The following is a 21,689-nucleotide window of genomic DNA, read 5'->3' as shown; positions in this document are numbered from 1 at the left end:
TCAGTCACCTTCAACTTCTGCGGGTTGTGCGCCTGATGCGGCTTGAGTAGCGTGCTGTGTCGTTGCTGCTGTTGTATTGGCCTGAGTATTGTCAGTCGTGTTTACAGGTGTCGAACCACTTGGCAATTCACCCGGTTTGATGCCTGCGGTCATGAGGCCGCCACTAATTTGATGGCCTGCAGGACGGATCGGATTCTTTTTACGGGTGTATAGCCAATAGTCAAACAGAGGACGAGCCAGCTGTGCTGCCGAACCACCGTGTTTACCATTTTCCCAAACAATCGCAACTGCAATCTCAGGATTTTCAGCTGGGGCAAAACCAATAAATAAACCATGGTCAAGCTGACGTTCACTTAATAACGCTTCGTTGTATTTCTTACCCTGGGCAATACTTTTGACCTGTGCAGTTCCGGTTTTCCCTGCAATATGATACAGCGGGGTACGGATACCACGACCTGTACCGGTCTCAATGACATCGATCATGGCATCACGCATTTTGATCCAGTCTTCAGGTTTGCCATTAAACTGAATTTTGCCATCTGGCGCATTATGGGCTGTATAAGGTTTGGCACCATGACTTTCACGCAGTACATGAGGAGTAATGTGCGCACCCTGGTTTGCAGTAATTGCAGTGGCCATCGCCAGTTGTAGCGGTGTTGCAGTAAAGGCACCTTGTCCAATACTTACGGAAATGGTTTCACCTTTCAGCCATTTACTTTTGCGGGTCCGCATTTTCCAGTCCGGGCTTGGATACAAGCCGGTACTTTCACTCGGTAAATCGACGCCAGTTTTTTGACTAAAGCCGAATTGGCGCATCCAGGCATTCATTTTTTCAATACCCATGCGGTAAGACAGGATATAAAAATAAGTATCGCAAGATATCACCTGAGCTTTATGCAGGTTTACCACACCATGGCCGGATTTGCGCCAATCACGGAATCTATGCGAATCGCCAGGTAAAGAGAAATAACCGGGATCTAAAATAGCGGTGTTCCAATCGACAATATTATAGTGTAAACCGCCTAAGCCAAACATCGGTTTAATGGTTGAACCTGGAGGATAGGCACCTTGTACAGCCCGGTTATAAAGTGGCTGGTCAATATTGTCACGAAGTGCACTATAGTCGGTACTGCTAATACCGGTCACAAATAAATTCGGGTTAAAACTCGGGCTGGAAACCAGAGCTAAAATTTCACCAGTTTTAGGATTTAGCGCAACAATGGCACCACGACGACCTGCCAATTGCTCAGTGGCTGTGACCTGTAAGCCATAGTCAATTGAAAGGTATAAATCATTTCCACGAACAGGCTCTTTACGGCCTAAATTACGTAATACATTACCGTGAGCATCGGCTTCTACCGACTCATTGCCGGGCAAGCCGTGTAACAGGTCTTCATAGGATTTCTCCACCCCGATTTTTCCAATCAGGTTGGTGCCGGCATACAAGTCTTTGTCAATCGATTTTAATTCTTTGTCGTTAATACGCCCCACATAACCAATCACATGGGCAAACAGCTCGCCATGCGGATAGTAGCGGGTCATCTGGGTTTCTATATTTACCCCGGGAAACTGGAATTTGACTTCGCTAAATTTGGCAATATCGGTTTCGGTTAAATTTAATTTTAATGATACGCGTTCGGTTTTTTTAGACGTTTTAATCCGGCTGCTAAAACGGTCGATGTCTTCTTGGGTCAGGCTTAAGATGGGAGTTAAACGCTGTACGGTTCCATCAATATCTTGCACATCGGCCCGTGACATAGTTGCGGAAAATACCGGATAGTTATCTGCCAGCAAAATGCCGTTACGGTCATAAATATAGCCACGCGCAGGTGCCAAAGGTTGTAGCCGAATACGGTTCTGGTCTGAGGCGGTTGAAAATTCATTAAAATGCGCGAGTTGCAAATAGGCATAACGGGCAACAAGCAGGAGCAGAAAGAACGCCACAATCCCGATGGAGATAAAAACCCGATTGCGATAAATGCGCTTTTCTTGTTGAACGTTTTTTAAAGGAAAGTGCTGCTTCATACGCGATCGACTTACATCATACAGGGGAGTGAAAAATCCAGTGGCACATTCTAACGCAAGTCAGCTTTTTTTGATATTTGTTCTGGAGAACAGTTGAATCGGTTTAGCTTAAACTTTGACTTTACAGACATTAAAATTGTAAAGTGCAGTATATAAGAGTTCTAATAATTCTGCTAAAGTCAAAATTCAAAAAAGGACTGTATTAAAAAATAAAATTTAGGGACAACGATGAAAATAATCACAAAAGTGTATCCTTTGCTGGCTTTTTTTGCGCTGGCAAATGTTGCTCATGCACAAGACAACCCATATTTACCTGAAGCGAAATTGACATCAGACAGTGCTAAAACATGGAATGTTGGGGCGGGATTTACCAAAAAACTCCTTCATTTAAATGCAGAATGGGTTAATCCTTATGGAATCGCCTATGCGAAAGCAGGGGTGTTTTATAATGATGACTATAATGCCGGTGCTCAGGTCGGGTTCCGCTATCCCTACTACCTCACCGGTAAAGATAAAAATGGTTACTATATTGGTGTCTATGCCGGGCATCTTGAAAGTAAACGGATTGATAATGAATATGAAGCCAGACTGGGTGCTGGTGTAGATTTATCTTATGTATTGCTCAGTAAAGAACGGATCAGCAGTTTTAGTATCGGGATCGGCGCTGGTGAAGAGATGAAGAATCAATATGGCAAAGTGGTTGAAGAAACAGAACCGATGCTACAATTTTCCTATACTCTAAGTATCGGTTTATAGTGAAAATAGTTGGTTTTTACCATTTAGTATACTGTGATTAAAAAATTAAATATGGATATCGTGCATGTTTGAGTACGTCAACGAATTGTGGCAAACCTTCTTGAATCGCCCTGATTTCTGGGCAGTACTTAGCATCATTCCTGTGACAGCTTTTGTAACTTGGGCGCATGTGTGGATGGCGCTAAAAATGGTATTTTATCCCCTGACGTTTTGGGGATTTCATTTAGGACCATTACCTGTCGGTTGGCAGGGGATTGTGCCACGTAAAGCTGGTCGCATTTCAGGAATTATTACAGATAATACCTTGTCGAAACTGGGTTCATTGCGTGAATTTTTAGACGCCATGGATCCAGAAGATATGGCACGGATCATCGGTGAACAGGTCGGTTTTGAACTTGAACATCTGATTGATGAAATGATGATTGACCGTAATGCGGTACTTTGGGAAAACTTGCCCTATTCAATTAAACGCCGTATCTATTCGCAAGCGCATAAACAGCTGCCAGGTATTTTAAGAGAATTGGTGACCGAGCTGACCATGAACGTCGAGTCACTTGTGGATATGCGTGAAATGGTGGTTCGCCAGATGGAAGGTGATCGCCGTTTAATGGTGAATATGTTTCTGAAAGTGGGTCAGAAAGAAATCAACTTTATTTGGCATATTAGTGCGTTAATCGGGATGTTTTTTGGGGTATTCCAGATGATCGTCTGGTTTGTCGTGCCTTGGCACTGGACGGTTCCTTTCTGGGCGTCTGTCTGGGGTTTCCTGACCAACTGGATTGCCATCTGGATGGTATTCAATCCGCTTGAACCACACTATATTCGCTATCCACAGTTTTTTGCACGCACAGACAGTCGCAAGTTTCCATGGCTAAAACCGGTCATTCCGCGTATAGGTACCTATAATATTCAGGGTGCGTTTATGAAACGTCAGGATGAAGTTTCCGATGTTTTTGCGCGAGTAGTCACAGAAGACCTAATTACGTTAAAATCCATCATGACTGAAATGATGTATGGCGGGAAGAAAGATAAAACTCGCCGTATCGTTAAACGCCATATTAATGAAATTATGGAAACTCCGATTGTTCGGACCTCTTTGCAGTTGTCTTTAGGTCCAAAAGAGTATGCAAAACTCAAGACGGACTTGATCGATCGCTCGATTGAAATTACGATGGTGCCTGTATGCGACCCGGCCTTCAATGCGAGCCGTGCACAGAAAATCTATCAAATGTTTAGAGACCGTATTCGCGAGTTGACGCCAAGAGAGTTTCAGAATTTATTACGTCCTGCCTTTCAGGAAGATGAATGGATTTTGATTGTCTTGGGTGGCGTAACCGGATTTATAGCGGGTACAATACATTTGTTTGTGGCTTTCTTATAATTAGATGCTGGACTACATGGTGAATAGATCGGTTCGCCATGCCAACGCATCACATATATTTGTTAAATGAGGATGTTTTTTTATGCGCATTATATTACTCGGACCACCTGGAGCAGGTAAAGGTACACAAGCTCAGTTGATCTGTAAGCGCTACAATGTCCCACAAATTTCAACCGGTGATATGCTCCGTGCTGCAATTCGTGAAGGTACTGAATTAGGTCTTAAAGCTAAAAGCGTGATGGAAAGTGGTGGTCTCGTATCTGACGAGTTAATCATCGGCTTGGTAAAAGAACGTATTGCTCAACCTGATTGTGTAAACGGTTGCATTTTTGATGGTTTCCCTCGCACAATTCCACAAGCGGAAGCTTTGGAAAATGAAGGTATCAACATTGATCACGTGATTGAAATTGATGTTCCAGACGAAGAAATCGTTAAACGTCTTTCTGGTCGCCGTCAGCATCCAGCTTCTGGCCGTGTTTATCATGTGGTTTACAATCCACCTAAAGTGGAAGGTAAAGATGATGAAACGGGTGAAGACCTGGTTCAACGTCCAGATGACCTAGAAGAAACCATTCGTAAACGTTTGGGTTCATATCACACTGAAACTGAACAATTGGTAGGTTTCTACCAAGGCCGTGCAGCATCAGGTGAAAATGCACCGACTTATGACAAGTTGAACGGTCTTCGTCCAATTGACGAAGTTCAAACTGATTTGTTTGCCATTTTAGATCAAGCAAAATAATTCATATGCCCGCATAAGGCTGAATGTTTTGACATTAAAAGAGTCCTAAGTCATATTAGGGCTCTTTTTTATTTGTCTTGTTGACGGGAACTGCCACTGTGAAAATGGGTGTTTTGGTTTTAATGCTGCTGTTTCTGGTAGTTTTGATCGCTTTGTTCTATATGAGCTTTAAAATACTGGGCAAAGTGCGCCAACAAGAACGTGCAGAAAATGCAGCTAAAGCCCCACAGCGTCAATTGCATCCGAAGTTACAGGCGCAACGCGATCAACAAAAACGCGACCAAGAAAAAGCTGAGCAAGAAAAAAAATAGGGTCTGTTGACATTTCATAAATGGCTTGCGTTGTAGGCTAAAATTGAGCAGACAAGGAACGAAATGCAAAGAATGGTGGTTCCATTTTTAAATTTCATGACGCAGTCTGAGATAATTTTAGCCACAACCTGAGCCAGAACAAAGCACTGCTTTGTTTGCAGCGCAAGGCGCAGCTGGGGACTAGAGTATTTTTGACGCTACATCGTTGTGAACTACGCATTTAGAATGACTAAATTTTATAGTTCTCGCCTCGTATCGCCTAAAAAATACTCACAGTCGCAAACATAGACGAATTGTCAACAGACCCTAAACTGCGTATAAAAAAGCTGAACTTAAAGTTCAGCTTCAATATTTTTTACAGCAATGCTACGTGCTGCACCGAATTCGAAACGGTCTGGCCAGTTGCAGACATCTGAGACCACACATTCATAACATTTGGGCTTGCGGGCAATACAACAATAACGACCGTGCAAGATCAGCCAGTGATGGGCATCGACAATAAATTCCTTTGGAATGACTTTCACTAGTCGATATTCAACCTCAAGCACATTTTTACCCACCGCCAGACCGGTTCGATTGCCTACGCGAAAAATATGGGTATCGACCGCCATGGTCGGATGGCCAAAGGCGGTATTAAGTACTACATTTGCAGTTTTACGTCCCACACCGGGTAATGCTTCCAGATCGGCACGATTATTGGGTACCACGCTGTTGTGTTTCTCAATCAGCATCTTGCAGGCTTTAATCACGTTCTCGGCTTTGGCATTATATAAGCCAATGGTCTTGATATATTCTTTTAATCCCTCAACGCCCAAGGCATAAATGGCTTTAGGAGTATTTGCCACCGGAAACAGCTTATCCGTAGCTTTGTTGACACTGACATCTGTAGCTTGGGCTGATAAGGTCACGGCCACTAAAAGTTCAAAAGGGTTGTTATAATTCAGTTCGGTTTTGGGGCTGGGCCTTTGCTCACGTAAACGCTCAAAAAACACCTGAATCTGCTTTCTGGTCATGTTTTTAACCGCCATCATGATGCTCCCAAAGCACTCAGCTGCTGTTGTAAATCATCAAGCAGGGCACGTTTTTTTATGTCTTCCCGAACATTAAGCTGTTTTTCTAATTTTTTGATTTGTGTGCGAATTTTGGCAAGCTGAATGGTTGTTGCCGCATCCTGGCTAATGACAGGTTTATCTATTTTCGCTACCAACTGGATTTCTTGAACCACATCGCTTTGCGCTGAAAATTGGGCAAATAATGCGGTGTCAATATTGGCACGCACCACCGGACCTTTACGGTTGATACGGCGTTTTTCTTCACGTTGAATATGGGCATAATAGCGATTGCGCAGGTCATTCTGTTCAGCAATACGCGCCTCTTCGGAGGGTACGGCTTGCAGATCTTCAATCAGGTCAATGCAGTCGACCGGGCAGGGTGGAATACAGAGTTCACAACCCGTGCACAGGTCAGTCAAAATGCTATGCATGAGTTTGCCTGAGCCAATAATGGCATCGACTGGGCAGGCGCTGATACATTTGGTGCAACCAATACATTCATCTTCACGAATAATCGCTTTCATGCGTTGCGGACGACCATCACTTTGAATCGGCCAAACACTTTCTTCCGCTTGCAGTGGAGGGCGACCCAGCAATTCAGCCAAAGCATTGGCAATCGGTTGTCCGCCTGGTACACATTTATTGGCCTCTTCACCTTCACTTATGGCTTTTGCATAAGGCAGGCATCCATCTCGATGACCGCAAAGTCCGCATTGTGTTTGCGGCAACAGGGCGTCAATTTTTTGAATCAAGCTAATTTGAGTGTTCATGTATAACCGGGAGTGCTGGGCAAGCAGTGTGAAACAATGTGCTGGAGAGCAATACTAGCATGTTTTTACATAGAATTCTTGTGCGCAAAAATGGAACCATGAATGCATTAATATTGGGCAAATTATTACATCAATACATATATAAAAGTTATGTCATATATAACTAAAAAGACTGAATAATTAAATTAAATATATGTTCTATATAGGTAATTGAAGTTTTTTTTAAAAAACTATTGCTGAATAGGTGCAAGTGATATTTAATGTTTTGCGCCAAAATATATCATTGATTGAAATTTTGACCAATTTTGATCCATAAATCTGCTGAGGATTAAGCGTTGAAATACAACAGCCTTAACGACTTCCTAAATTACGTTAAATCACGTGACCAACATCAACCAGAGTTTCTACAAGCTGTAGAAGAAGTAATGACCAGCCTTTGGCCTTTCATTGAAAAGAATCCAGAATATGCTGATCATGGATTACTTGAACGCCTGGTAGAACCTGAACGTGCGATTCAATTCCGCGTTTCTTGGGTAGATGACAAAGGTCAAACTCATGTGAACCGTGCTTTCCGCGTACAGTACAACTCAGCTATTGGTCCATTCAAAGGTGGTATGCGTTTCCACCCTTCAGTGAACCTTTCAATTCTTAAGTTCTTAGGTTTTGAACAAACTTTCAAAAATGCCTTGACTACATTGCCTATGGGCGGTGGTAAAGGTGGTTCAGACTTCGACCCTAAAGGTAAGTCTGAAGGCGAAATCATGCGTTTCTGCCAAGCATTAATCATCGAGTTGTACCGTCACCTTGGTTCTAATACTGATATTCCTGCGGGCGATATCGGTGTAGGTGGCCGTGAAGTGGGTTACATGGCTGGTATGATGAAGAAACTCAGCAATGACACTTCATGTGTATTCACTGGTAAAGGCTTAACTTTCGGTGGTTCATTGGCTCGTCCTGAAGCAACTGGTTACGGTACTGTGTATTTCGCTGAGGAAATGCTGAAAACTCGTGGCGACAGCTTTAAAGATAAAGTCGTGACTATTTCTGGTTCGGGTAACGTTGCTCAATACGCTGCTGAAAAAGCAATGTTCTTGGGTGCGAAAGTCGTTTCACTTTCTGACTCTGCTGGTACTGTTTTTGTTAAAGATGGTTTCACTGAGGAACTTCTTGCAGAAGTAATGGAACTTAAAAACGTTAAACGTGGCCGTATTTCCGAGTTCGCTTCTAAACACGGTTTTGAATATCTTGAAGGTCAACGTCCTTGGGGTATCAAGTGTGATATCGCGCTTCCGTGTGCAACTCAAAACGAATTAGATGCTGATGATGCTGCTAAACTTTTAGCAAACGGTGCAATCTGTGTTGCTGAAGGTGCAAACATGCCTTCTACGCTTGAAGCGGTTGAGAAATTCGTTGAAGCGAAAATTCTTTATGCTCCAGGTAAAGCATCGAATGCCGGTGGTGTAGCAACTTCTGGTCTTGAAATGTCTCAAAATGCATTGCGTTTAGGCTGGACTTTCGAAGAAGTTGATGAGCGTTTACACGCGATCATGAAAGAAATTCACCGTAACTGCGTGAAATACGGTACTAAAGAAGATGGTACTGTGAACTATGTTGACGGTGCGAACATTGCCGGCTTCGTAAAAGTTGCCGATGCAATGCTTGCTCAAGGCGTATTCTAAGTTTGACTTAGTTTAAGCTTTAAAAAACCGATGCTTTGGCATCGGTTTTTTATGTCTTGAATAAACTATTTATTTCACTGTTGAGCGTTCAACGGTCATGTCATGGATATAAGCATATTTCGACTGATCTGCAGCAGGATGCTTGATTTCATAACGTTTGACACGAATGATTTGTCGCTCGTTGGGGTTATGGGTAAAACCTTCGATCTGGTCGTAGAATAAAGTCCAGTCTTTATCGACCTGGGTTTTTATCCCGCTTTCACTATATTTAACTTCCCGAATCTGTAAACAGGTTTGTGGAGCAACACCGCTACATGGTTTAGTTTCAGGTGAAATTTCCAGAAAAATAGTTTCAGCTTGGCTTTGATATTTAGTTTCAGCTGTCATTTTTCCTGTAAAAATATATTTCTCACCTGTCGCTGAAATGATGGTCAATGTAGGTTGCTGGGTATCTTTTAAATCTAAAATAAATGGAGCTTTGCGGTCGTTAAACAAATCTTTAGCGACACTTTCTTGTTGCATGGCTTTTGGTTCACATGCCATTAGGGTGCCCATTAGAGGCCCTGTCACAATCTGGTTATGTTCCACTTTCCAGCTGCTGCCCATACCATTACAGCTGGTAGCAATGCTCAAGCGGCCTTTATCATCAAAATTCAGTACCAATGGTTTAGGTGCAGTACCGGTACTGGTACTCCATTGATAGGAAGCTAAAGTCTGATCGGCTTTTTGTTGATGTAACACTGACACGGCAACATCCCCAGCTTTTTGAATATCGCCAGACTGACATGCAACAAGCATGAGAGGGAAAAGGGCTATCGCTAAAAGTTTAAGTTTCATTTTAAAAGTACTTGGTTTTGAAGAATTTTTATTAGAATAAAGCATGAGTATTCAAAAAATATGGATACATTCTGGTGAATTTAGTATCAAAATGTATCCATAACTATAATTTTGTTAATAATTAATAAAAAGTTATGAATTAATCAAAACGGTAAATATCCATACCCAGCGAGCCCATGCTGAAACTGCTATGCACAATGCTAAAGCGCGAGCCTGTACCCATCGCAAAGAACAGTGGCGCAAAATGTTCCAGAGTCGGATGATTACGCTCTACATAAGGGATATTTTGCCAGTCCAGCACAGCGTCATAGTCGCCATGGTTTAGCTTGCTTACCACATAGTTACGGAAAGTCGAGGCCCATTCGGGTACAGCAGCAGCTTCACCATGCCATGCCAGTTCACGCAAGTTATGGGTAATACTGCCTGAACCAATTATCAATACTTGTCTTTCTCGAAGTGGTGCAAGGGTTTGACCGATTTTATAAATCTCTTCAGCAGACATGTTCATGGGTAAAGAAATTTCTACCACCGGAATATCAGCAGCAGGATACATATGCAGCAATGGCATCCATACGCCATGATCACGTGGACGGGTGCTATTGGCATGAGCAGCCAAGCCGGCACTGGCTAAAAGGTGCAGGATTTCTTCTGCAAGTTCCGGCTGACCTGGTGCAGGGTAGCGCATTTCATACAGCTCAGGCGGAAAACCGCGAAAGTCGTGCCAGGTTTCGGGGCGAACACTGCTACTCACTTCAAGGGCATTACTTTCCCAGTGGGCTGACATCACAATAATGGCTTGTGGTTGAGGCAGATTTAAACTCAATCGCTCCAAAGCCGGGCCAACCTGTTCCGGATTAAGCGCCAACATGGGTGATCCATGTGAAATAAATAAACCGGGTAAAGTTTGTAAATTCATGATGACGCGCCTAATTCAAATAATATCGATTGAGGATATGATGCCAAATAAAGAGAAATAGAATAAATACAATTTATATCAACATATTGTTTCGTTTATAGAACAATAGAGCAGGACTCAATTAAATGTATGATTTAGGTTTAGAAATACACGAGCTGTAAAACGATTTAGCCAAACTCAAAACATCCGCTGTGCGCCTGCTTAACCTGCCCGATGATAAGGATGATTATTGTTGATACTCATGGCACGGTATAACTGCTCGATCAGCATGACCCGAACCATAGGGTGAGGCAGAGTCAGCTTGGAGAGTGACCAGTGCCATGCAGCGGCTTTACGTACCGCTTCGGAGTGACCATCCGGGCCACCAATGGCCAGAACCACATCATTGCCTTCAAGCATCCATTGTTTCATGGTTTCGGCCAGTTTTTCAGTACTGAATTCTTTACCGCCAACTTCCAGTGCAATTAAGGTTTCATTCTGTTTAAGTGCATTTAAAATGCTGTCTCCCTCAATATTGCGGTATTTCAGAATATCGGCCTCAGAATCATTTTTGCCGCGTTTGGCCATCGGCAATTCAATAATCTGGGTTTGCACAAAAGGCTGAATGCGTTTGAAGTAATCTTCAAAACCAGTGAGTACCCAGGCTGGCATTTTTTGACCGATGGTAATAATTCGGATTTTCATAAGATTCGGTGATTTGAAAGTCAGCACCATTATAAACGCTAAAATGGTTTTTACTTATTTAGCGCAACAAATTGAAATTGAAAATGAGCTTGAGATGTTGTTTTAATCTTCATTCATGGATCAAAACCAATAATAAGAGTGGATTAGCAATTAATGAGATTTAAACATCATCAAAATTTAAGCTGCTTATTGGGTAGCTTCTTTGTTGCTATTTTTTTCAGTGCTTCGACATGGGCATTACCCAGTGCATCACCGGCCAGTACCGATAATTTACAGGTTTATCTGGAACAAATTATGGGTGAGCAGGGCAATCGTCATTATAAAAATATAGAAGAATTGCAACGTGTTTCTGCATGGATTAAAGAGCAAATGCGCCTGTTTGGTATTCCGTGCCAGTATCAGAATTATTCGGTCAATGGCTCGGGTTATCGCAATGTGGTGTGTACGCTCACTGCAGGCCATGCGGACAAGGTGATTGTCGGTGCGCATTATGATGTGTTTGGGGAAACTCAGGGCGCAGATGACAATGCTTCGGGTGTGGCGGGAGTGATTGAAACGGCGCGGATACTGGCGCAGCAGAAATCCCAACTGGCACATAATGTGGATTTTGTATTTTATACTTTGGCTGAGCCGCCATTTTTTAAGACTGAGCAGATGGGGAGTTTTGTGCATGCGAAATCTGTACAGGCGCAAAAGGAGCAGATTCAGGGCGTTTATATATTAGAGATGATTGGTTACTTTGATGAAAAACTGGTACAGGAATATCCGGCGGGTTTGAAATGGGTGTATCCACAGCATGGTAATTTTATTGCTGCGGTGAGTAATTTACAGTCTTATGATCTGGGGGCGAAATACTGTCAAGCGATGCGTATGCTCGATCGTTTGGAGTGCCAAAGACTGGTGGCTCCTTCTTTTATTAGTGCTATGGAGGTTTCTGATCATTTGAATTACTGGAAGTTTGGTATTCCGGCCATGATGATTACAGATACGGCTTTTTTCCGTAACAAGCATTATCATACTGCGGCCGATACGCTGAAGACACTCAATATTGGAAAAATGGCCAACGTGATTGATGGTCTGGTTTATAGTTTATTGCTGCAAGCTGATGAATAAAAAACGCAGCCCCTTAAGTGAAAACTGGGACTGCGATCAAAAGGCCATCTACCTGGAGATGTAGATGACCATTCACATAACTTATTAATTAGAAATTTAACTAGAAATCAATTAGAAACGAACAGCGCATTTAGGGTCTCTATACTATTAGATAAGGGTGAGAAGTAGATTTTTCAAGTCCTTTTCTATTTATATAGTAAAACTTATGCACATAAAAAAAGAGAGCCGAAGCTCTCTTTTTTGTAGCGAATTGCAATTAATGACGGGCTGCTTTGCCTTCTGCAATTGGCTTCACAATTGGTGCTTTCACCAACGGTTTTGGCGCTTCAATCAAGGCAAATGGCAAGATCTCATCGATGTTTTTCACTGCCTTAATTTCCAGACCGGCTTTAACATTTTCTGGAATTTCCACCAAGTCACGAACGTTTTCTTGAGGGATGAATACCAGTTTAATGCCACCGCGATGAGCTGCCAAAAGTTTCTCTTTTAAGCCACCAATACGCATTGCACGACCGCCAAGGTTGGTTTCACCGGTCATGGCAATATCAGCACGAACCGGGATGCCAGTGAAGGCAGAAACCAGGGCAGTGGTGAGTGCCAAGCCTGCAGACGGACCATCTTTCGGGGTTGCACCTTCAGGTAAATGCACATGGATATCGGTTTCTTCAAATCTTGAAGCTTCAATACCTAGTGCATCTGCACGGGTACGAACCACCGTCATTGCAGCGGTAATGGATTCTTTCATGACATCACCGAGTGAACCGGTAGTAATGAATTTTCCTTTACCTTTCATGGCTGCAACTTCAATGGTCAACAATTCGCCACCGACCGAAGTCCAAGCCAAGCCATTGACACGACCGACTTGTGCTTCTTCTTCCACCATACCGTAGTCGAACTTATGTACGCCCAGGTAATCCGGCAAGTTTTCTGCAGTAATATCAAGATGCAAGTTCTTGGCTTTTTTGCTGACCGCTTCTTTTACCACTTTACGCGCAATTTTTGATACTTCACGTTCCAGACTACGCACACCGGCTTCGCGTGTATAACGACGCACGATGTCACGGATCGCTTGTTCATGAATAGTCAGTTCTTTGCTACGTAAACCGTTGTCCTTAATGGCTTTAGGAACCAAGTAGCGTTCAGCAATATTAACTTTTTCCTCTTCGGTATAACCCGGTAGACGAATCACTTCCATACGGTCCAGCAAGGCTTCAGGAATATTCATGCTGTTTGCAGTACAGATGAACATCACTTCAGAAAGGTCAAGATCAAGATCGAGGTAGTGATCGTTGAACTTGCTGTTTTGTGATGGATCGAGTACTTCAAGTAATGCTGAAGCCGGATCGCCACGGTAGTCTTGTGCCATCTTGTCAATTTCGTCGAGCAAGAACAGCGGGTTCTTCACGCCGACTTTGGTCAAAGACTGCACCACTTTACCTGGCATCGCACCAATATAAGTACGACGGTGACCACGGATTTCCGCTTCGTCACGCACGCCACCTAAGGCCATACGCACAAATTCACGACCTGTGGCTTTGGCAATCGATTCACCCAGTGAGGTTTTACCTACCCCTGGAGGACCAACCAGACAAAGAATTGGACCTTTGAGTTTTTTCACGCGAGATTGAACAGCCAAGTATTCAACAATACGTTGTTTCACTTCATCTAGACCATAATGGTCAGCATCCAGAATCTCTTGTGCCTTGTTCAGGTTAATGCTGACTTTGCTGGCTTTATTCCAAGGCGTATCTAAAATCGCCTCGATATAATTGCGCACCACGGCAGCTTCACTTGAAGCAGGTTGCATTGCTTTTAACTTACGGAATTCAGATTCCGCTTTTTTACGCACGTGTTCAGGTAAGTCAGCTTCTTCAAGACGACGCTCAATTTCAGCTACATCATCTTCAGCACCGCCGTTCATGTCGGAAAGCTCGCGCTGAATCACCTTCATTTTTTCATTCAGGAAGTATTCGCGCTGGTTTTTCTCCATCTGGCGTTTTACCGAGTCATGCAAGGTTTGCTCAATCTGCTGTTCTTCAGATTGTTGCAACAAATAAGTCATGAGCTCAGTCAAATGTGCTTCAAAGTCATCATGTTCCAGGAACTTTTGTTTGACATCGATGTTCAATGGCACACGAGTGGCCACGAAGAACAACAGTTGCAATAAATCATCGATTTTATTTGCAGCAGTAATCAATTCACGTGCATTACGTAATTTTGCTTCTGCATATTGGGCAAATAAAGTTCGCAGTTCTTGTACACGTGTTTCTTGAGAGTCGGCTTCAATATTCACTGTCATTGGGCTAAGTGCATGTTCGGCTGATAAATATGCATCGTTGTCGATGATTTTGACCAGTTTCGAACGGTGTAAGCCCTCAATGAGTACTTTTATACAGTTTTCATCATTTTCATGATTCACAACTTGCACAATCTTCGCGACAGTACCGTATTGATATAAGTTGTCGTGATCAATTTCTTCTGTAAGAGAATCTTGTTGTGCAACTACAAATACCAGATTGTCACTGTTACGGGCCACGTCAACTGCATTGATCGATTTTTCACGACCTACAAATAACGCAATTTGCATGTGTGGATAAACCACCACATCTCGTAGCGCTAAAAGCGGTAATACGCTTGGAACCTGTGTAGCTAAGGTTTCTTGATTCATAATAATTTCAGACATGGGCACTCCTAATGAGTAACAACAGCGTTGCCATATTTTTATAGTGAAGTGTATTTTAAAAATTACAAGGGCAGGGCAAATGAAAATGTATAAAAAATGAGTAAATATGTGATTTTGAAGTATTCCTATCGGTCAAAAATACCAATTCAACGTTTAAAGTGTAGATATTTTGAAGGGGTCAGTAAGGCATCGAGGGGTTGATCCCAGACTTCACGATGTAAACGCTGCTGAATCAGCTGAAAGTCATGCGCAAGACCAAGCCGATAGGGTTTGTTCGGTGCAGTGGCCAGGGTTTTGTCATAAAAACCGCCTCCCATCCCAATGCGGGTACCGTAACTATCACAAGCCAGCAAAGGCATGATTAAAAAATCCAGAATCGAGACATGCAGTCCACGCTGCGCCATAGGCTCTTTCATGCCTAAAGGGTGATATGAAAATTGATTGTTTCGGTATTGTTTTTGGCTAATTCGCACCCAATGCAATTGCTGGTTCATGCTGCAAATCATGGGAAGATAAACTTCTTTACCCAGTTTGAAACAATATTCAATGATGTGTTGGGTATGGATTTCACCAAAGGCATTCAGATAGATGCCGATCTTTTGGGCTTGCTGAAAAGCCTTGATTCGAAGCAGTCGGTTCAGTACCTGTTGCTGTGACTGTTTGTGTTGAAAGCTGGAAACTTTTCTGCGTTGATGTCGAAGCTGTTTACGTAAAGTTTTTAAATCCACTGACATCACCAAAATATTCCTGAAAATAGAACCGCATTCAAAAAAAGAGTTTAAAGGAAAATAGAGTTTAACGGTTTTTAAGTTCTTTCAAAATTGGACAACCCTGTTCATGTGAACTTTTACATTCATCCACCCAGCTGGAAAGGCGTTGTTTGAGGCTGTTTAATTCCTGAATGCGCTGATCAATTTTATCCAGACGCTGTTGAATGACATGACGGACCTGTTCACGGTCATCCAGCCGAAGCTGAAGTAATTCCTGAATTTCGCTGAGTTGCAAGCCGGCATCTTTACCTTTTTGAATAAAGTTCAAGGTTTCGATATCTTTGTCATTGTAATAACGATAACTCTGCGTGGTTTCAGGCACGCGCATTAAACCGATGCGTTGATAATAACGAATGGTTTCGACATTTACATGACACTGTTTGGCCAGTTTTCCGATGGTGAGCATAAAATATCCTCAAATGACTTGACTCTGTACCTGGGTACAGACTTTATGCTAACACAATGCAAGAATAAAACAGGTGAGTCGGATGAATGAGCAACAAAAATCTTCCTGCTGTGCAAAACAGAATTCAGTCCTTGAATTAGTGAAAGTTGATCCGGTCTGTGGAATGAACGTTTCGGAAAGTTCAGAACATTATTTTGAATATCTGGGGAAAAAATATTTATTTTGTTGTGATGGCTGCAAACAAAAGTTTATTGAAAATCCTGAAGCTTACCTTCAACAAACCAAGCTTAAATCAGGCTGTGGCTGTGCAAATAAAGCCAAAGTGGCAGCGCCATCATCTTCATGTTGTGGTGGTCAAAAAGCTGCGTCACAACAGTATATTGATCCGGTCTGCGGCATGATGGTGACAGATTTGTCCAAACCGCATGCTGAATATTCAGGGCAAAGTTATTATTTTTGCGGTCAGGGCTGTTTAAATAAGTTTGAGGTCAATCCAGAACAGTATTTAGAAAAACATAAACCTAAAACTTCGGGCTGCAGTTGTGCATCTAAACCAAAAGCAGATGAAAAAAAGTCTTGCTGTGGTTCGCAAAATCAACCACCAGTAGCGCAATCATCAGGCTGTTGTGCGGGAAATAAAGCGCAAACCGTAGCGCAGGTGAGTGAAACAACTATTGATCCCGTCTGTGGCATGCAGGTGAAAACCGATTCTAAATGGCACAGCCAGTTTGAATCACAAGATTATTATTTCTGTTCAGAACGCTGTTTGACTCAATTTAACCAGCAATCTGAACAATATGTGCAAAGTAATCAGAAAACATCATCCTGCTGTGCTTCACTAGCAAAAGCAGCAGTTGAAGAAAAGAAATCCAGTTGTTGTGGCGGAGCGCATTCTTCATCAGTACAGAGTTCAGAGATCGATCCTGTATGTGGCATGTCGGTGGATATGGCAACCGATTTAAAAATTGATTATTCTGGTAAAACTTACTATTTTTGTAACCCGTCTTGCCTGGGGAAATTTAAAGACGACCCGGAGTTTTATCTGATTCCGGCAGATCAGCGACCTGTACCGGAAGGTGCTGCGGACATGGATTATACCTGTCCCATGGATCCTGAAATTGTGCAGAAGGGACCGGGAACCTGTCCCATCTGTGGTATGGCTTTGGAACCGATGCAACCCAGTTTAAATGATGCACCGAATCCTGAGCTGGTCGATTTCAGTCATCGTTTCTGGATGACTTTGCCACTGACTTTAATTGTATTTGTACTGGCCATGGGTTCGCATATTCATGCCTTTATTCCACAGCATATTCAGCCGTGGATTGAACTGGTTTTATCCATTCCCGTCATCCTTTGGGCGGGTAAGCCATTCATCGAGCGTTGCTGGATCTCTTATAGAACTCGCAACCTGAATATGTGGAGCCTGATTGGTGTTGGGGTGCTGGCGGCATTTATTTACAGTGTCGTGGCGACAGTTTTCCCATCTCTGATTCCTATGCAGGCCAAAACCGGTCATGGGGTTGCCGTGTATTATGAAGCGGCTTGCATGATTGTGTCCTTGAGTTTGCTTGGGCAGATTATGGAGCTGAAAGCCCGTGCCAAAACCGCAGACGCACTAAAATCCTTGCTGAAACTGCAACCGCATACTGCAAAACTGGTGCAGCATGATCAGGTGGTAGAAGTCGATATCGGTATGGTGAAACAGGGCGATATCTTGCAGATTTCTTCAGGTGATCAAATTCCACTGGATGGCATTGTGGTGGAAGGCAAGACCTATGTCGATGAAGCGATGATGACGGGTGAACCGGTTCCTGTAAAAAAAGAAGTTGATGACCGGGTGATTGGCGGTACGGTGAACCAGCAGGGCAGTATTCGTATTCAAACCACGGCAGTGGGCGCAAATACCACCTTGGCGAAAATGATTCAGACCGTCGCCGAAGCACAGCGTTCCAAAGCGCCGTTGCAACGGCTTGCCGATGTGTTTGCCAAATATTTTGTGGTGATTGTTTTAGCAATTAGTGTGCTGACCTTTATTGCCTGGATGGTGTTGGGTAAAGCGCAATTTGACTTGGCACTGATGTGTGCAGTGGCTGTACTCATTATCGCCTGTCCATGTGCCTTGGGTCTGGCAACTCCAATGTCGGTGATGGCAACCACAGGTCGGGCAGCGCAAAAAGGCGTGCTGTTTAAAGATGCAGAAGCGATTGAAGCTTTAAGCAAAGTCACCACTTTAATTGTTGATAAAACCGGCACTTTGACAGAAGGTAAACCCAGCCTGAAAGAGATTAAACTGCTTGCAGATATTGTACAGCAAGCGCAAGTGGAACAATGGATTGCCTCGATTGAACAGTATTCAACCCATCCGATTGCCCAGACTTTAACCAAGCTGGTTCCGAATAATGAACTGATTAAAGTCAATGATTTTGAAGATGTCACCGGTTTTGGGGTGAAAGGGCAGATTGACAATCAAACACTCTATGTAGGCAGTCAAAAACTGCTGGAGCAACTTGGCTTAGAACTGGATGAAAAGATTCAGGCACAGTTGGATCAGCAGCGCTTGAAAGGCAATGTGATTAGCTTTCTGGCCAATCAGCAGCAGGTATTGGCCTATATCGCTATTCATGATGCGATTAAACACAATGCACACCAGGTAATCGACCAGCTGATTGCTGATGGCATAGAGGTGGTGATGGCCACAGGTGATCATGAGCAAAATGCCAAACTGGTGGCTGCTGAACTCGGCATACAGCAGGTCTATGGTAACTGTAGCCCGAATGAAAAATTAGACATCGTGAAAAAATATCAGGCTCAAGGAAAAGTTGTGGCCATGGCAGGCGATGGTATTAATGATGCACCGGCACTTGCCCAAGCCAATGTGGGTGTGGCAATGGGCAATGGTACCGATATTGCCAAACAGACGGCCCAAGTGACTTTGGTGAAAGGGGATATTCGTGGCGTGGCAGATGCCATTCATATGGCAAAACTGGGCGTGAAAAACATGAAGCAGAATCTGGCATTTTCCTTTGTTTATAATGGCTTGGGTGTGCCAGTTGCTGCGGGTATTTTTTATCCTTTAACAGGTTTGTTACTCACTCCGATGCTTGCTGCGCTGGCCATGTCACTCAGTTCTTTGTCTGTCGTGATTAATGCACTACGTTTGCAAAAGTCTGAATAGTACTGGAAAGTGTAGGCCTTGATATAACTTACCCAAGATGCAAATCTTGGGTATTTTTTTGCATAAAAGATATTAGGGTCTGTTGACATTTCATAAATGGCTTGCGTTATAGGCTAAAATTGAGCATGAGACATATACGTCGCAAGAATGAAAGGCAAAGAATGGTGGTTCCATTTTTAAATTTCATGACGCAGTTTGAGATAATTTTAGCCACAACCTGAGCAAAAACAAAGCACTGCTTTGTTTGCAGCGCAAGGCGCAGCTGGGGACTAGAGTATTTTTTGATGCTACGTCGTTGTGAACTACACATTTAGAATGGCTAAATTTCGTAGTTCATGCCTAGTATCCTCTAAAAAATACTCGTCGTCGCAAACATAGATGAATTGTTAACAGACCCTAATAAAAGATAAGTGGAAGATGGAATTGAATTTAAATGCAGAATTTATTTAAAGCTAAGAAATATGAAAAATTGTTGTAATAAAAGATTATTAGAATATTAAGAAAAACACTCCGAAGATGCCGCTGCATGTCGTTACCCTGAACCCGAAGAAGTTCAAGGTGGACGCGACGCATACTTGCTGGGTTTCCCATACGAAGATGGGCATACACTCTAAATATGCAGAACACAATCCGTAGATTTAAGTATCGGCAGGGATATAGACTCGCTGGCGAACACCTCAGAGATGAAGTAAGTATAACTAATAATGAGATATTGGCAAATCTTCAGTGTTCAGGAACTGTAAACTTAGTTTTCAACTGTCGATACTTTAGTCAATTTAAATGAAAATTAAACTAACTCATCCACTTCTTCTAAAATTGTCGTCAATAATCGTTCACAGTGTGAGTATTCCTGCAAGGATTTGTTCATAGCCAGCACTTCCTGCATCAGTTCCAGTGCCACCATAATAATCAGCTTGCTCGGTTCAACCCGCGGTGCTTTACGACGAAAATCATCATATTTTTCATTTAATAATTCAGCTGCACGCTCTAAATCAGCTTTCTCTGCTTCTGTCGTCGCTAAACGGAAATTATGCCCCAGTACACGCAATTCCACCGCAATTTGTTCACTCATGATTAAATGTCCTCATTTGCATCGGTTGGGTGAGCAAGCTGTTGAATTTCTTGCGCGTGTTGATCTTGAGCAGTACCTAAAATAGAAAGACGCTGAATAATGGCTTCTACCTTGGCTTTGGCATGTTCATTTTTTTGTAACAATCTTTCACGTTCCTGTTGCAAGCTTTGAATTTCCTGCTGGGCAAGGCGCTGTTCATTTTGCATCTTTTCTTTAATGATGCGTAATTCATTACGTTCAGCCAGAATTTCCTGAAAGCGGTTTTTAAGATCGGTACAACTCTTTTCCAAACGGCTATAACGGTCAGCTAAAGAGGCCGCATCGGTATTCAATTGCTTGAATTGCGATTGGGTTTCGTTTAATTGCTCGCTTAGATTATCTATTTCTTCTTGTTTCTGGGTAATAATGCCATTTTTTTGCACAATTTGGGCATGATGGTGCTCATTGGAATCTGCTTTTGCAGCATTCAGTGCATCATTTTCACTTTTAAAATGCGCAAGTCGCGTTTTTAAAACGCCAATATGCGCCTGTAGACGCTGTAATTCTTCTAACATATCGTAGTCGCACAGTATCGCAAACAAAGGTAATATATAAGAAGTATAGAGATTGGATAAACGAATGCAAGACGATATTTCAGGTTGGTCGGAATGGCACCACAATTTTTCAAAAATTGAAGAGATTTCAAGCCCAAGTGAGTTACATGGACTACTAACGGGTATTGTTTGTGTTACTCAGGCACCGACAAGTGAGGAATGGCAACAAATTTTAGCCACCCTTGAAATTCCGGCGTTAGAACAGCAGGTTTTAGAGATATTAGCCGATGAAGCAGAAGATATTGCCCACGCGCTATCTGAAGATGAGCTCGACTATCTTCCTTTACTTCCTGATGATGAACATGTGCTTGCAGACCGTGTACAAGCCTTGGCAGACTGGTGTGCCGGTGTGGTTCTAGGTTTTGGTTTGGCTTCAGGACATATCCGTCAAGATGAAATGGAACTGATCGAACATCTGCAAGATGTAGCAGCAGTCGAGTTTGATGAGTCGGATGATGACGAAGAAGGCGAAGAAAGCTATCAAGAACTTTATGAGTTTGTGCGCCTGATTCCAGTTAGCCTGTCTTTGGGACGCAAGAAAGTAGAAGTTGCAGAAACGCCGTTGTTGCAAAATATTCAGCCGCAATTGCAAAAAAATAGTGCGACTACAGAAGCCAGCAACGTAGTAGAAATGTTTACCCCACATCGTCCGAGCTAATTCGGGCGATGGTGTTCAAGAACAGATGATTTAAAAGTTATAACCTATTCATAAAAGATAAAAGTA

19 protein-coding genes and 1 other RNA gene are annotated in these 21,689 nt (G+C 42.8%); 8 read left to right on the top strand and 12 right to left on the bottom strand.

Annotated elements, in window-relative coordinates; genetic code table 11:
* Window positions 1–2,025, bottom strand: a complete 2,025-nt coding sequence (mrdA, locus tag B9T26_RS05245; RefSeq protein ID WP_086198695.1) for a penicillin-binding protein 2 — start codon at window positions 2,023–2,025, stop codon at window positions 1–3.
* A 237-nt stretch (window positions 2,026–2,262) separates the two neighbouring features.
* Here mrdA and B9T26_RS05240 point away from each other — a divergent pair, with 237 nt between their 5' ends.
* The 4 genes from B9T26_RS05240 to B9T26_RS05225 all read left to right on the top strand — a co-directional run bounded on the left by B9T26_RS05240 (window position 2,263) and on the right by B9T26_RS05225 (window position 5,215).
* Window positions 2,263–2,781 (top strand): hypothetical protein, encoded by a 519-nt coding sequence (locus tag B9T26_RS05240; protein ID WP_086198795.1) that lies wholly within the window; start codon window positions 2,263–2,265, stop codon window positions 2,779–2,781.
* Between the two features lie 64 nt (window positions 2,782–2,845).
* Entirely contained in the window at window positions 2,846–4,162 is a 1,317-nt protein-coding gene (locus B9T26_RS05235; protein ID WP_086198694.1) for a hypothetical protein, read from the top strand.
* A gap of 82 nt (window positions 4,163–4,244) precedes the next feature.
* Window positions 4,245–4,904, top strand: a complete 660-nt coding sequence (adk, locus tag B9T26_RS05230) for an adenylate kinase (protein ID WP_086175228.1) — start codon at window positions 4,245–4,247, stop codon at window positions 4,902–4,904.
* A 98-nt stretch (window positions 4,905–5,002) separates the two neighbouring features.
* A complete protein-coding gene (locus B9T26_RS05225; protein WP_086198794.1) occupies window positions 5,003–5,215 on the top strand; it encodes a hypothetical protein in 213 nt (70 codons plus the stop codon).
* 332 nt (window positions 5,216–5,547) lie between these two features.
* Here B9T26_RS05225 and nth read toward each other — a convergent pair whose 3' ends face one another.
* Entirely contained in the window at window positions 5,548–6,243 is a 696-nt protein-coding gene (gene nth / locus B9T26_RS05220; RefSeq protein ID WP_086198793.1) for an endonuclease III, read from the bottom strand.
* Complete coding sequence (locus tag B9T26_RS05215) at window positions 6,243–7,064, bottom strand: RnfABCDGE type electron transport complex subunit B (RefSeq protein WP_227518779.1); 822 nt, start codon at window positions 7,062–7,064, stop codon at window positions 6,243–6,245. The genes nth and B9T26_RS05215 overlap by 1 nt, the downstream gene beginning before the upstream one ends.
* Before the next feature lie 308 nt (window positions 7,065–7,372).
* On the opposite strand from B9T26_RS05215, the gene gdhA reads away from it, so the two are divergent.
* The gene (gene gdhA, locus B9T26_RS05210) at window positions 7,373–8,716 is read left to right on the top strand and encodes an NADP-specific glutamate dehydrogenase (RefSeq protein ID WP_086198692.1); all 1,344 of its coding nucleotides are present in this window, start codon (window positions 7,373–7,375) and stop codon (window positions 8,714–8,716) included.
* Window positions 8,717–8,785: 69 nt separating this feature from the next.
* Here gdhA and B9T26_RS05205 read toward each other — a convergent pair whose 3' ends face one another.
* From B9T26_RS05205 to rlmH, 3 genes are all read right to left on the bottom strand, one after another.
* Window positions 8,786–9,553 (bottom strand): META and DUF4377 domain-containing protein, encoded by a 768-nt coding sequence (locus B9T26_RS05205; protein ID WP_086198792.1) that lies wholly within the window; start codon window positions 9,551–9,553, stop codon window positions 8,786–8,788.
* Window positions 9,554–9,692: 139 nt separating this feature from the next.
* Complete coding sequence (locus tag B9T26_RS05200) at window positions 9,693–10,469, bottom strand: dioxygenase (protein ID WP_086198691.1); 777 nt, start codon at window positions 10,467–10,469, stop codon at window positions 9,693–9,695.
* A gap of 201 nt (window positions 10,470–10,670) precedes the next feature.
* Window positions 10,671–11,153: a 23S rRNA (pseudouridine(1915)-N(3))-methyltransferase RlmH gene (gene rlmH, locus B9T26_RS05195; protein ID WP_086198791.1), complete on the bottom strand. Its 483-nt coding sequence runs from the start codon at window positions 11,151–11,153 to the stop codon at window positions 10,671–10,673.
* A 153-nt stretch (window positions 11,154–11,306) separates the two neighbouring features.
* Between rlmH and B9T26_RS05190 the strand changes: the two genes are divergently transcribed.
* A complete protein-coding gene (locus B9T26_RS05190; RefSeq protein ID WP_086198690.1) occupies window positions 11,307–12,266 on the top strand; it encodes a M28 family peptidase in 960 nt (319 codons plus the stop codon).
* A 256-nt stretch (window positions 12,267–12,522) separates the two neighbouring features.
* Here B9T26_RS05190 and lon read toward each other — a convergent pair whose 3' ends face one another.
* The 3 genes from lon to B9T26_RS05175 form a co-directional block, all read right to left on the bottom strand.
* Window positions 12,523–14,949 (bottom strand): endopeptidase La, encoded by a 2,427-nt coding sequence (lon, locus tag B9T26_RS05185; RefSeq protein WP_086198689.1) that lies wholly within the window; start codon window positions 14,947–14,949, stop codon window positions 12,523–12,525.
* A gap of 146 nt (window positions 14,950–15,095) precedes the next feature.
* The gene (locus tag B9T26_RS05180) at window positions 15,096–15,683 is read right to left on the bottom strand and encodes a 5-formyltetrahydrofolate cyclo-ligase (RefSeq protein ID WP_086198688.1); all 588 of its coding nucleotides are present in this window, start codon (window positions 15,681–15,683) and stop codon (window positions 15,096–15,098) included.
* A gap of 61 nt (window positions 15,684–15,744) precedes the next feature.
* Window positions 15,745–16,125 (bottom strand): MerR family transcriptional regulator, encoded by a 381-nt coding sequence (locus tag B9T26_RS05175; RefSeq protein ID WP_086198687.1) that lies wholly within the window; start codon window positions 16,123–16,125, stop codon window positions 15,745–15,747.
* A gap of 82 nt (window positions 16,126–16,207) precedes the next feature.
* Here B9T26_RS05175 and B9T26_RS05170 point away from each other — a divergent pair, with 82 nt between their 5' ends.
* Window positions 16,208–19,300: a heavy metal translocating P-type ATPase gene (locus B9T26_RS05170; protein ID WP_227518772.1), complete on the top strand. Its 3,093-nt coding sequence runs from the start codon at window positions 16,208–16,210 to the stop codon at window positions 19,298–19,300.
* A gap of 504 nt (window positions 19,301–19,804) precedes the next feature.
* Here the strand turns inward: B9T26_RS05170 and ssrS are convergent.
* The 3 genes from ssrS to B9T26_RS05155 form a co-directional block, all read right to left on the bottom strand.
* Window positions 19,805–19,987, bottom strand: a non-coding RNA gene (ssrS, locus tag B9T26_RS05165) — 6S RNA.
* Window positions 19,988–20,087: 100 nt separating this feature from the next.
* Window positions 20,088–20,372 carry a cell division protein ZapA gene (locus tag B9T26_RS05160; RefSeq protein WP_086198686.1) on the bottom strand — a complete coding sequence of 95 codons (285 nt, stop codon included), beginning with the start codon at window positions 20,370–20,372 and terminating at the stop codon, window positions 20,088–20,090.
* Window positions 20,373–20,374: 2 nt separating this feature from the next.
* A complete protein-coding gene (locus tag B9T26_RS05155) occupies window positions 20,375–20,926 on the bottom strand; it encodes a hypothetical protein (protein WP_086198685.1) in 552 nt (183 codons plus the stop codon).
* A 64-nt stretch (window positions 20,927–20,990) separates the two neighbouring features.
* On the opposite strand from B9T26_RS05155, the gene B9T26_RS05150 reads away from it, so the two are divergent.
* Entirely contained in the window at window positions 20,991–21,623 is a 633-nt protein-coding gene (locus B9T26_RS05150) for a UPF0149 family protein (RefSeq protein WP_086198684.1), read from the top strand.
* The last annotated feature ends 66 nt before the right edge of the window (window positions 21,624–21,689 follow it).

The sequence above is a fragment of the Acinetobacter sp. ANC 4169 genome (assembly GCF_002135355.1).
GTDB lineage: Bacteria > Pseudomonadota > Gammaproteobacteria > Pseudomonadales > Moraxellaceae > Acinetobacter.
The sequence above is the reverse complement of the archived record's forward strand: the minus strand, read 5'-3'. Positions and strand labels throughout refer to the sequence as shown.